This is a genomic window from Nocardia sp. CA-290969 (assembly GCF_050936135.1).
In the GTDB taxonomy this organism is placed as follows: Bacteria; Actinomycetota; Actinomycetes; order Mycobacteriales; family Mycobacteriaceae; genus Nocardia.
In genome coordinates, this window is the sequence record NZ_JBNJNJ010000001.1 from 1,473,474 (window position 1) to 1,485,713 (window position 12,240).

Below are 12,240 nucleotides of genomic sequence, written 5' to 3' on the forward strand. Positions count from 1 at the left end.
GGCAAGTCGCGGATGCTTTCCACGGCGCGCCGATTCGGCACGACGCACCGAGCCTCCCGCCGGAATCGCGGGGGATGTCGGTCCCGGTAGCGACTTCAGCGCTCCGCCCCGAGCGGGCGCCCGGTGTAGTCGGTCGGCCGCCGTCGGCGATGTGGCGGATAAGCGGGACGAGCAGGAACTGCCCGGCGCCGTGAGCGGGGGCGATGTGACGTCGAGCGCGGATCCGGTGATCACGCTCGGGCCCTGCGGTGGCACGCATGCGGGTGGTGCGTTGCGCCGGCAACGACTGCGCCGCGCTCGACGGCCGGTTCAGCGCAGCGCGGCGGCCGCGTCCCGGTCCAGAATCCAGGTGGTGGACTCCGTGCCGTGAGCACCCGCAGCGGGGATATCGAGCGGGTCGGCGCCGGCCAGCGCGGCCGCGACGGGTTCGGCCTTGTTCGCGCCCGAGACCACGAGGACCACATGCCGGGATCGGCGGATCGCCGGATAGGTCAGGGTGACCCGGACCGGGGGCGGTTTGGGGGAATCGGTCACCGCGACCGCTGGTTCGTGCTGCTCCCCGATGGCGTCGGCATGCCCGGGGAACAGGGAATTGATATGGCCGTCGGGGCCCATCCCCAGCAGATGCAGGTCGAAACCGCCGTGCGCGGCCAGGTGGGCGCGGACCGCGGTGGCGTATTCGGCGGCCGCCTCGACCGGATCCGGGTACTCGCCGTCGGAGGTGGCGACGATGTGCACGCGGGCGGGGTCCACGGGAACGTGGTCGAGCAGGGCCCGATGCGCCTGGCCTTCGTTGCGTTCGGGATCGCCCGCGGGAACGAAACGCTCGTCCCCCCAGAAGATGTCGAGTTTCGACCAGTCGATACCGCCCGGTTCGGTGCGGACCTTCTCCAGCAGCGTGATCCCCGTTCCGCCACCGGTCAGCACCACCGACGCGCTACCGCGTTCGGCCTGCGCCGCGACCACGACCTCGACGAACCGCCGGGCAGCGGCCGTGGTCAGCGCATCGCTGTCGGGGTGGACGTCGACGGTGGCGGCGGGGGAGGTCGCGTCACTACTGGTGGTCATAGGTCACCCTTTCGATTCCGGCCAGCGCTTCGGCGTAGATCTCGTCGGCGTCCAGGCGGCGCAGCTCCTCCGCCAGGCAGTCACGGGTTTCGCGGCGGGCCAAGGCGATCCGTTGTTCGGGCTCGCCGGTGCGGGTCAGCGTCGCGGTGACCCCCGTCTGCGGGCGGGCGATGGCGATCGACACCGTCGGCCGGCGCAGTTCGACCTTCAGCTCTCCGGTCTTGCGGTACACCGGGCAGTCGAGCCGCCCGGCGAGCCAGCCCGCCAGAATGTCCAGGGCCGGTTCCTCGCGCAGGCCCGATACCGTCACCGATTCCACCGGCTCGTGCGGTGGCTCGTCCATGGCGGCCGCGAGCAGCGCCCGCCAGTAGGTGATCCGGCTCCACGCCAGATCGGAATCGCCCACCGCATAGGAACCCTGGCGTTTCTTGATGGTGGCCTGTGGGTCCGGGGCGAAGGTGGCATCGGTGATGCGCCGGGTCGCCAGCCGCCCGACCGAATCCTTGGACGGGAACTCCGGCGCACCCCGCGGCCACCACGCCACCACCGGGGTGTCCGGCAGCAGGAAGGGAATGACCACGCTGCTCTCGTGGCTGATCAACTCGCCCTGTAGGCGCAGCACGATCACCTCGGCGGCACCGGCGTCGCCGCCCACCCGGATCTGCGCGTCGAGCCGGGTCGGCGCGAAACGGTCGCCGCGCGCCAGGACGACCACCCGGCAGGGGTGTTCGCGGCTGGCATCGTTGGCGGCGTCGATCGCCTCCTCGGCCTCGGAACTGTCCAGGGTGCACACGACCAGCGTCAGCACCCGGCCCATGGTGATCACGCCGTTGCTCTCACGCAGCTGCACCAGGCGTTTGGTGACGGCACCGGTGGTGGTGTCGGGAATATCGATGATCACGGCCGCCGCCATTCCCGGCCCGTGCGGGCCAGCATCTCGGCGGCGGAATCCGGGCCCCAGGTCCCGGCCTCGTACTGTTCGGGTTTCCCGTCGGACGCCCAGTGGGCGAGCACGGGATCGAGGATGCGCCAGGACAATTCGACCTCCGCATTGACCGGGAAGAGGGAGGGTTCGCCGAGCAGCACGTCGAGGATCAGCCGTTCGTAGGCTTCCGGCGAGGATTCGGTGAACGATTCGCCGTAGCTGAAATCCATGTTCACGTCCCGGACTTCCATGGACGAGCCGGGCACTTTCGAACCGAACCGCATGGTGATGCCCTCGTCCGGCTGGACCCGGATGACGAGGGCGTTCTCGCCGAGTTCCTCGGTCATGGTCTGGTCGAACGGCAGATGCGGGGCCCGTTTGAACACCACCGCGATCTCGGTGACCCGCCGGCCCAGCCGTTTACCGGTCCGCAGATAGAACGGAACCCCCGCCCAGCGCCGGGTATCGACCTCGAGGGTCAGTGCGGCATACGTCTCGGTCCGCGACTGGGGGTCGAAACCTTCCTCGTCGAGCAGTCCGACCACTTCCTGGCCGCCCTGCCAGCCGGCCGCGTACTGCCCGCGGGCGGTGGTCTCGTCGAGGGGTTCCACCAGTTTCGTGGCGGACAGGACCTTGATCTTCTCCATCTGCAACTGCCGCGGTTCGAAGCTGATCGGCTCCTCCATGGCGGTGAGCGCGAGCAGTTGCAGCAGATGGTTCTGGATCACATCGCGAGCGGCGCCGATGCCGTCGTAGTAGCCGGCCCGGCCGCCCAGGCCGATGTCCTCGGCCATGGTGATCTGTACGTGGTCGACGTAGTTGGCGTTCCAGATCGGGTCGAACAGCTGGTTCGCGAAACGCAGCGCCAGGATGTTCTGCACCGTCTCCTTGCCGAGATAGTGGTCGATGCGGAACACGGTCTCTTCCGGGAACACCCGGTTCACCAGCGCGTTGAGTTCTCGGGCGCTGGCCAGATCGTGTCCGAACGGTTTCTCGATCACCACCCGCCGCCACGGCGCCGGCCCGTGCTCGGAATGCCGGCTGGTGAGCCGGTGCCGGTGCAACTGGTCGAGCACGACCGGGAAGGAATCGGGCGGAATCGACAGGTAGAAGGCGTGATTACCGCCGGTGCCGCGTTCGGCGTCCAGGTGTGCCAGGGTTTCGGCGAGGTGGGCGAACGCCTCGTCGTCCTCGAAAGTGCCCTGGACGAACCGGAAACCCTCGGCGAGGTGGTCCCACACCTCTTGGCGGAACGGGGTCCGCGAATGCGCGCGCACGGCCTCGTGCACGATATCGCCGAAATCCCCGTCCGACATCTCCCGGCGGGCGAAACCGACCAACGCGAATCCCGGGGGCAGCAGCCCCCGGTTCGCCAGGTCGTAGATGGCCGGCATGAGCTTGCGCCGGGAGAGATCTCCGGTGACGCCGAAGATCACCATGCTGCACGGGCCCGCGATACGCGGAATCCGTTTGTCCCGGCTGTCGCGCAGCGGATTACGCCACGCGGTGCCGGATGCCGTCTCTGTGCTCTCCGGAGCGCCGGCCATCGGGGTCAGTTACCTCCTGCTGCCTGCAGTTCGGCTGTGGTGGCCTCGAGCAGTTCCTGCCAGGACTTCTCGAACTTGTCCACGCCCTCGCGTTCGAGTACGGCGAAGACATCGTCGAGATCGATACCCGCTTCCCGGAGCTGTGCGAAGACCCCGGCCGCCTCGTCGGCGGTTCCGGAGATCGTGTCCCCACGAACCTCACCGTGATCGGCTACCGCCTCGAGCGTCTTCTCCGGCAGCGTGTTCACCGTATTCGCGGCGACCAGTTCGGTGACGTAGAGCGTATCGGGGTAGTCGGGGTTCTTCACGCCGGTCGAGGCCCACAGCGGCCGCTGCCGGTTCGCGCCCGCAGAAGCCAGATGGCTGTAGGTCGAGGCGTGCGCACCGCCGGAACCGAAGACGTCCAGGTACTCGGCGTAGGCCAGCCGGGCGTTGGCCACGCCCGCCTTACCGCGCAGCGCCAGGGCTTCCGGGGTACCGATCGCCTCGAGCCGCTTATCGATCTCGGAATCCACCCGGGAGACGAAGAACGACGCCACCGAATGGATCTTGGCCAGATCCTGCCCGGCGACCCGCGCCTTGCGCAGACCGTCCAGGTAGGCGCCCATCACCGAGCGGTACCGCTCCACCGAGAAGATCAGCGTCACGTTGACGCTGATGCCCTGCTCGATGACCGCGGTGATCGCGGGCAGGCCCGCCTCGGTGGCCGGGATCTTGATGAACAGGTTCGGCCGGTCGACGATCTTCCACAGCTCGACCGCCTGGGCCACCGTCTTGTCGGCGTCGAAGGCCAGCCGCGGATCGACCTCGATGGAGACCCGGCCGTCCACGCCGCCGGTCTGCTCGAACACCGGGGCCAGCACATCACAGGCCGCGCGGACATCGTCGGTGGTGATGGTGCGGATCGCGGCCTCGGTATCGGCGCCCCGGGCAGCCAGCTCCCGGACCTGTTCGTCGTAGGCGTGCCCCTTGCTGAGGGCGCCCTGGAAGATGGTCGGGTTGGTGGTGACCCCGACGACCCCGCGGGTGGCGATCAGTTCGGCGAGGTTGCCGGAATTGATCCGATCGCGTGACAGATCGTCCAGCCACACCGACACCCCGGCCGCGGCCAGGGCGGCGACGTTCTCGTTCTGTGCCATGAACCCTTATCCCTTCACATTGTCGAGCGTGCGCTGCGCAGCGGCCACGACAGCCTCCGGCGTGAAGCCGAACTCGCGGAACAAGGTCTTGTAATCGGCCGAGGCGCCGAAATGCTCGATCGACACGATCTCGCCCGCGTCGCCGGTGAACCGGTGCCACGGCATGGCGATACCGGCTTCGACCACGACCCGCGCGGCCACCGCCGGCGGCAGCACCTCGTCGCGATACGCCTTGTCCTGCGCGTCGAACCATTCCACGCACGGCATCGAGACCACCCGGGTGCCGATGCCCTGCTCCTCCAGCGTAGTGCGCGCGGCGACCGCGAGCTGGAGCTCGGATCCCGTGCCGATGAGAATCACCTGCGGCACGCCGGTGGACGCCTCCGCGAGGATGTAACCGCCCTTCGACACACCTTCCAGGCTGGTGCCCTCGAGCACCGGCAGATCCTGGCGGGTCAGCGCCAGCGCGGCCGGCCCACCGGTACCGACGGCATCGCTGGAGACGAACGGCGAGTTGTGCTTACCGCTGTGCTTCTCGATCACGGTGCGCCAGGCGTAGGCGGTTTCGTTGGCGTCACCGGGGCGCACCACCGACAGGCCGGGGATGGCGCGCAGCGCGGCGAGATGTTCGATCGGCTGGTGGGTCGGGCCGTCCTCGCCGAGGCCGATGGAGTCGTGGGTCCAGACGTAGGTCACCGGTACCCGCATGAGTGCGGCCAGCCGCACCGCCGGGCGCATGTAATCGCTGAACACCAGGAAGGTGCCGCCGTAGGGGCGGGTGGGGCCGTGCAACGCGATGCCGTTGAGGATCGACCCCATCGCGTGCTCGCGGACCCCGAAATGCAGGGTGCGGCCGTACGGGCTCGCCTTCCACATTCCGGTGGAGATGGATTCGGGGCCGAAGCTCAGCGAATCCGGGATGGTGGTGTTGTTGGATTCGGCCAGGTCGGCCGAACCGCCCCACAGCTCCGGCAGCGCCGGGCCGACAGCGGCGAGCACCTTGGCCGAGGCCTTCCGGGTGGCCAGGCCCTTCGCATCCGGTTCCCAGGTGGGCAGGTTGTCGGTCCAGCCCGCGGGCAGTTGACCGTTGAACAGCCGGTCGAACAGCGCCTTGCCCTGCGGGACGCGCTGGGCCCAGGCATCGAAGTCGACGGTCCAGTCGGCGTGGGCCTTCGCCCCCCGCTCGGCGGCCTTGCGGGTATGCGCGATGACCTCGTCGGCGACCTGGAAGCTCTGCTCGGGGTCGAAGTCGAGGGCGCGTTTGGTGGCGGCCACCTCGTCGGCGCCCAGAGCGGCGCCGTGCGCGGCGCCGGTGTTCATCTTGTTCGGGGCCGGGTAACCGATGATGGTACGCAGCAGGATCAGCGAGGGTTTACCGGTTTCGGCCTTCGCCGCCGCCAGCGCGGCCTCGATCGCGACGACATCCTCGCCGCCCTCCACCACCTGGACATGCCAGCCGTAGGCCGCGTAGCGGGCCGCGACATCCTCGGTGAACGCGATGGTGGTGTCGTCCTCGATGGAGATCTTGTTGTCGTCGTAGATCACCACCAGGTTGCCCAGCTGCTGGGTGCCCGCGATCGAGGAGGCCTCGGAGGTGACGCCCTCCTCCATATCCCCGTCGGAGGCGATCACGTAGATGTGATGGTCGAACGGGCTGGTGCCGGTCGCGGCCTCCGGATCGAACAGGCCGCGTTCGCGACGGGCCGCCATCGCCATACCCACCGCCGACGCCAGGCCCTGGCCCAGCGGGCCGGTGGTGATCTCCACTCCCTTGGTGTGCCGGTACTCCGGGTGACCCGGGGTCAGCGAACCCCATTTACGCAGGTTCTTCAGATCGTCGAGTTCCAGCCCGAAACCGGCCAGGTACAGCTGGATGTAGAGGGTGAGGCTGGAGTGTCCGCAGGAGAGCACGAACCGGTCGCGCCCGACCCATTCCGGGTCGGCGGGGTCGTGCCGCATGGTGCGCTGGAACAGCGTGTACGCCAGCGGAGCCAGGCTCATCGCGGTGCCCGGGTGGCCGTTGCCCGCCGCCTGGACGGCGTCGGCGGCCAGGACGCGGACCGTATCGACGGCCTTGGTGTCCAGATCGGTCCAGTCGTCCGGGAGGTTCGGCTGGGTGAGGGCGCGGATGTCGTCTGTCACTGACACGACCGTGTTTCTCCTGACATTTTCGAGGCGTCGAAAAAGGTGGCGGGCAGGGCGGCGGACCGGGTACGGCGGGATGACGGTGACGCCGCATACACCCTCATACCCTAGATGCGCCGGGCCGCCCTCGTGCACGACCCCCGGCCAAGCCGGACGCGCCGGTCCCGCAGGCATGTCCGGGTCGTTGTCGGCAGGAGTGTGCGCGAGGTCGCAGGGGCGAGCGGCGGGGCGTACGGGTCGTGGGTCTACCATCGTGTGTAGTAGTAGCCGCGTCGCAGCCGCGCGCTGCTCGCCCGCGAACCGGATGCGATGCGCAGCGGCCTCCGGCTCCGCTCCGGCCGGTGTGGCTGTGAGCGTGTCGGGGTCCGGCTGCGTCCGTTGACAGTGTGCGAGGAGAGACAGTGCGGATCGGTCATGACACGGGGGTCGGCGGCGCCCACGATTCCGCGCCGGCACCCGCGGACCGCGTCCTCGGCAGCGCGGCACTCGCCCGGATCGCCCGCCGGCCGCTGGCCTATATCGCGCTCACCAAACCGCGAGTGATCGAACTGCTGCTGGTCGCCACCATTCCCACCATGCTGCTGGCCGACCGCGGTCACGTCGATATCCGGCTCATCCTGGCCACCCTGTTCGGCGGCTGGATGGGCGCGGCGAGCGCGAACACGCTGAACTGCGTGGCCGATGCCGATATCGACAAGGTGATGAAGCGGACCGCCAAGCGTCCGCTGGCCCGCGACGCGGTGCCCACCTCGCACGCCTTCGTGTTCGGCGTCGCCCTGGGGATCGGCTCGTTCGCGTGGTTGTGGTGGCAGGCGAACCTGCTCAGCGGTGTGCTGGTGGTCGCGACCATCCTGTTCTACGTTTTCGTCTACACACTCGGCCTGAAACGCCGGACCTCGCAGAACGTGGTCTGGGGCGGGGCCGCCGGCTGTATGCCCGCGCTGGTCGGCTGGTCGGCGGTGACCGGGACCATCGGCTGGCCTGCGCTGGCCCTGTTCGGCGTGATCTTCTTCTGGACCCCACCGCACACCTGGGCGCTGGCCATGCGCTACAAGGAGGACTACCGCGCGGCCGGGGTACCGATGCTGCCGGTGGTGGCCACCGAACAGACCGTCACCAAGCAGATCGTCATCTACACCTGGCTCACGGTGCTCACCACCCTCGCGTTGGTCCCGGCGACGGGGGTGATCTACGCCGCGGTGGCGCTGGTCGCCGGCGCCTGGTTCCTCCTCATGGCGCATCAGCTCTATGCGGGTGTGCGGCGGGGCGAATCGGTGAAGCCACTGCGCCTGTTCCTGCAGTCGAACAACTACCTGGCGGTGGTGTTCTGCGGTCTGGCCGTCGATTCGGTCCTCGGCTGGACCACGCTCGGCGACGTCTTCTTCGGCTGATCACGGCGGTAGCCGGTTCGGCCGCGCGCTGGGTGACCGGGCGCGACTACTGAGCGCGCCCGGTGTCACCGTCAGGGCAGCAGGACGATCGAACCGGTCGTCCTGCGGCTTTCCAGGTCCCGGTGCGCCTGCTCGGCGTCGGCGAGCGGATAGGTCGCGCCGATCCGGACGGTGAGCGAACCGTCGGCGACGGCTTCGAAGATATCGCCGGCGCGCCAATCCAATTCGGCGCGATCACGGGTGTAGTGGGCGATATTCGGCCGGGTCACGAATACCGAACCCGCCGCGTTCAACCGCTGCAGATCCACGGGCGGGACGGGGCCGCTGGCCGCGCCGAACAATGCGAGCATGCCGCGGATGCGCAACGAGGCGAGGCTGGCGTCGAAGGTGGCCGCACCGACGCCGTCGTAGGCCGCGGCGACTCCGGTACCGCCGGTCAGTTCGCGGACCCGGTCGGCGAGATCGTCACCGTAGCGCAGCACTTCCCAGGCGCCCGCGCCGCGGGAAAGGGCCTCTTTCTCGTCCGAGGACACGGTGGTGATCACCCGGATATCGCGGGCTGCCGCCAATTGGGTGAGCAGCAGGCCGACGCCGCCCGCGCCCGCATGGACCAGGACGGTCTCACCCGGCTCGGGCCGGTAGACGGATTCGATCAGATAGTGGGCGGTCATCCCCTGCAACAGCGCCGAGGCCGCGACGGGCGGATCGACGCCTTCCGGCACCGCGACCGCGACCGCCTCGTCGATCACCGTGCGTGGCGCGTAGCTGCTGGGCCCGGCGGCCCAGGCCACCCGGTCGCCCACGGCGAACGCGGTGACATCGGCCCCGATTTCGGTGACCACACCGGTCCCCTCGGAACCGGGGATATACGGCAGCGGTCTCGGGTAGGTGCCGGTGCGGAAATACGTATCGATGAAATTGACACCGATGGCGTCGACCTCGACCGAGAGCTGGTTCGGCCCGGGCGACGGGTCGGGAACCTCGGTGAGGGCCAGTACCTCCGGACCACCGTGCCGGTCTACCTGGATGGCGCGCATGGTCCACAGTTCTACACCTGCGCCGCGCCGGCGAGTACGCGGGTCCGGTCGACGGCCCGGGCGGGTGTGCGCCGGAGCGCGGTCCTACTCGCCGGTAAACTCCGGGATATGAGTGCAGAGACCGCTACCGCCACCGTTCGCGCGCCCAAGGCGATCGTCGATTCGGTACGCAAATTCGTCGCCGCGCACGGCGGTTCGGCCGAGGCCGTACCGCAGCCGGTGGGCCGCCGGGGTGTCCGGATCACGCTGGTCGGCGCCGACGGCGTGCTGGGCGACCGGATGGTCGCCGATACCGCCACCGCACAGGCCGTGATCGACGCCGTGGACGGGCTGACCGCCGCGGACGGCTGGGAGCGGGACCTGGTGGCCAAGACCACGCCGCGCGCCGGGCACTGGGCGAAGATGGCCGGCTGGGTTGCAAAGCAGACCCGCTTCCCCCAGGCGCGTAACGAGCGATGAGCGGTCGCGGGCGCGCCGGTCTGTGCGTACTCACAGGCCGCCGGCCCGCGCGTCAGGTAGCGAAAACAGATTCCCGGCCAAAACCTACTGGCGAGTAACAGCTTCGCGCTACCGTTAGGGCTCGAGCGTCAGCCCGGGGGTAGAAGGAGCCGATATGACGGTCAGTAGTCCGACCCGTACCCGACTTACGGTGTCCGGCCGTCCGATTTCGAACCATCTACGCGATGTGTCGTCCCTCTCTCGTCAGATGGTCGGCCATTTCGTCGAGAACGTGGCGCCCTGCGGGACGCTGCCCGGCGATGCGCTACAGGGTGATGTCACCGCGGTGACCCGCCTGTGCCTCGAACTCACCCTCAGCGGCCTCGACGGCCGTGAACTCCCGCAGGAGATCGAGAAGGTTCGCGAGGCCGCGGCCGAATGGGCCCGCGAGGGTATCCCGATCGACACCATCAACCACGCCATCCACGAGGGCTTCAAACTCGGGTTCGATCGCATCCTGTCCACCGCCGGTCCGGCCGATTCGGCCACGCTGGTGGCGACCGCCCGCCGGATGCTGGAAATCATCGACACGATCACCTCGCAGGTCGCCCTGGCCTACGTGGGCGAATACCGCGGGGTGGTCTCCGAGCACCACACCGCCGTGCACACCCTGACCTCCGCGCTGCTGGGCGGGCACAGCACCGCCACCATGGCGCGCGAATGCGGGATCGAGATCGCCGAGTCGTATCAGGTGCTGGCGCTGGCGCTGCCGCCGCATCCGGACGAATCCGCACCGCAGGTGGACGGCCGGATCGTGGCCCGGCGCAAATTGCGCCGGGTGCAGGCCGAACTGGCGCGTAGCTGCGGGGAGCGGGCGTTGTCGCTGCTCAGCATCGACGGCGGCACGGTGCTGCTGCCCGCGCACGCGTTCCCGGACGAATCCCTCGACGAACTCATCAGCCGGTTGTCGGAGGCCGCGCAGGTCGCGATCACCGCCACCCTGGTCACCGCGGACACCGCCGATATCCCCGGCGCCACCGACCGCGCCCACGAACTGCTCGATATCGTCTCGCGCATCACCGACGGCGGCGGACTGCACCGGTTCTCCGATCTCGCCCTGGAATTCCAGATCACCCGGCCCGGCCCCGCCCGGGAGCATCTCAGCGCCATCCTGGATCCGCTCGACGAACATCCCGAGCTCTTGGAAACGTTGCGCCAGCACATCGCGAACAACTTCAACCGGCAGCGCACCGCCCGGCTCATGCATATGCACACCAACACCCTGGACTACCGGCTCAAACGGGTGCGCGTGCTCACCGGCTACGACCCGGCGATACCCACCGGACTGTGGTATCTGACCTCGGCGCTGGTCGCCCGCAGCTATCGGACGCGTCCCGCCGACGCCTGAACGCCGTACCACCGGCGAACGGGCGGGATGCCTACGGACTCCGCAGGTATGCGGTCCCGGCTGCCGCTCGCTTCATCCGGTGGTCGCCCGCAGGGAGGGGCGCGGCCACCGGCGCACGCCTGCTTGCCGGCGGGTCAGGCCGGCTGTGTATCGGGCTGCGGCGCGCTGACCGGGAGGGGTTCGCGGGTGCGCAGTGAGGCCCACAGGGTCGCGGTGGCGGCGGTGCACAGTGCCGCGCCACCGACGTGGATCGCCACCAGGGCTGCGGGGACATCGGTGAAGTACTGCACCACCCCTACCAGCGATTGCGACAGGACAAGGCCGATCAGGACGAAATAGCGATCCCGGACCGGCTTCGTGATACCGGTGGCGTACAGGCCGAAACCCAGTCCGATCAACAGGGCCAGATACCCGATCAGCAACTGCGAATGCAGATGCACCAGGGTGGTGATCTCGATTTCGAGGCGGGCCACCGGGCGGTCGATGCTCTTGTCCCCGGCATGTGGACCGGCGGCGGTGACCAGTGTGCCCGCGACCAGCACGCCCGCCAGCGCCACACCGCTCAGCGCGGTGAGCCATCGCAGGGGCGCCGGCGTCCGGACCGTATCGACACCGTCGTCCGGCGCGGCGACCTTCGCGCACATCACCGCGGCCACCCACACCATGAGCATCGAGGCCAGCAGGTGCAGGGCGACGGTCCACCACAGCAGTCCGGACAACACGGTGATCCCGCCGATGATCGCCTGCAGCACCGTGCCGGCGGGCATGAGCCAGGCATAGACCAGGACCTCCCGGCGCCGCCGGGCGCGGGTCACCGCGAGCACGATGAGCGCGGCACACAACGTCACCGCGAACGTGAGCATCCGGTTGCCGAACTCCACCGCCTGATGGATTCCCGGCACCTCCGACACCCCGACCGGGGTGAAGCTACCGGGGAAACACTGCGGCCAGGTGGGGCAGCCGAGCCCGGAGGCGGTGACCCGCACGATCGCACCGGTCACCGCGATCCCGGCCTGAGAGCCGAGTACCGCCAGGGCGATCAGCAGCTGGGCGCGCCGGGAGGGCAGGGGGAGCCGGTCCACGACTCGCAGGAATGCGCGATAGAGCACGTCACGATGGTAGCGGGCGTCCGGATCGCCTCC

General features: G+C 69.1%; 10 protein-coding genes. 3 read left to right on the forward strand and 7 right to left on the reverse strand.

Going from position 1 to position 12,240, the window contains the following annotated elements; translation table 11 throughout:
• Nucleotides 1-309 precede the first annotated feature (309 nt).
• Genes pgl through tkt form a run of 5 tightly spaced genes read right to left on the reverse strand, consistent with a single transcriptional unit; the run spans nucleotide 310 to nucleotide 6,827 of the window.
• Nucleotides 310-1,068 (reverse strand): 6-phosphogluconolactonase, encoded by a 759-nt coding sequence (gene pgl / locus ACQEVO_RS06950; RefSeq protein ID WP_432910017.1) that lies wholly within the window; start codon nucleotides 1,066-1,068, stop codon nucleotides 310-312.
• Nucleotides 1,055-1,969 carry a glucose-6-phosphate dehydrogenase assembly protein OpcA gene (opcA, locus tag ACQEVO_RS06955; RefSeq protein ID WP_432910020.1) on the reverse strand — a complete coding sequence of 305 codons (915 nt, stop codon included), beginning with the start codon at nucleotides 1,967-1,969 and terminating at the stop codon, nucleotides 1,055-1,057. Before opcA ends, pgl begins: the two co-directional genes overlap by 14 nt.
• Nucleotides 1,966-3,540, reverse strand: coding sequence for a glucose-6-phosphate dehydrogenase (gene zwf / locus ACQEVO_RS06960; protein WP_432910022.1), 1,575 nt, complete (start codon nucleotides 3,538-3,540; stop codon nucleotides 1,966-1,968). Before zwf ends, opcA begins: the two co-directional genes overlap by 4 nt.
• Before the next feature lie 5 nt (nucleotides 3,541-3,545).
• Complete coding sequence (gene tal / locus ACQEVO_RS06965; protein WP_432910025.1) at nucleotides 3,546-4,679, reverse strand: transaldolase; 1,134 nt, start codon at nucleotides 4,677-4,679, stop codon at nucleotides 3,546-3,548.
• Nucleotides 4,680-4,685: 6 nt separating this feature from the next.
• Nucleotides 4,686-6,827 (reverse strand): transketolase, encoded by a 2,142-nt coding sequence (gene tkt, locus ACQEVO_RS06970; protein ID WP_432910028.1) that lies wholly within the window; start codon nucleotides 6,825-6,827, stop codon nucleotides 4,686-4,688.
• A gap of 398 nt (nucleotides 6,828-7,225) precedes the next feature.
• On the opposite strand from tkt, the gene ACQEVO_RS06975 reads away from it, so the two are divergent.
• On the forward strand, nucleotides 7,226-8,215 hold the full coding sequence (locus ACQEVO_RS06975) for a heme o synthase (protein WP_432910031.1): 990 nt from the start codon (nucleotides 7,226-7,228) through the stop codon (nucleotides 8,213-8,215).
• Nucleotides 8,216-8,286: 71 nt separating this feature from the next.
• On the opposite strand, the gene ACQEVO_RS06980 is transcribed toward ACQEVO_RS06975, so the two are convergent.
• Entirely contained in the window at nucleotides 8,287-9,252 is a 966-nt protein-coding gene (locus ACQEVO_RS06980; protein ID WP_432910034.1) for a quinone oxidoreductase family protein, read from the reverse strand.
• 108 nt (nucleotides 9,253-9,360) lie between these two features.
• Between ACQEVO_RS06980 and ACQEVO_RS06985 the strand changes: the two genes are divergently transcribed.
• Complete coding sequence (locus ACQEVO_RS06985; RefSeq protein ID WP_432910037.1) at nucleotides 9,361-9,711, forward strand: hypothetical protein; 351 nt, start codon at nucleotides 9,361-9,363, stop codon at nucleotides 9,709-9,711.
• A gap of 154 nt (nucleotides 9,712-9,865) precedes the next feature.
• Nucleotides 9,866-11,098 carry a PucR family transcriptional regulator gene (locus tag ACQEVO_RS06990; RefSeq protein WP_432910040.1) on the forward strand — a complete coding sequence of 411 codons (1,233 nt, stop codon included), beginning with the start codon at nucleotides 9,866-9,868 and terminating at the stop codon, nucleotides 11,096-11,098.
• A gap of 134 nt (nucleotides 11,099-11,232) precedes the next feature.
• Here ACQEVO_RS06990 and ACQEVO_RS06995 read toward each other — a convergent pair whose 3' ends face one another.
• Nucleotides 11,233-12,207 (reverse strand): COX15/CtaA family protein, encoded by a 975-nt coding sequence (locus ACQEVO_RS06995; protein ID WP_432910042.1) that lies wholly within the window; start codon nucleotides 12,205-12,207, stop codon nucleotides 11,233-11,235.
• Nucleotides 12,208-12,240: the final 33 nt, after the last annotated feature.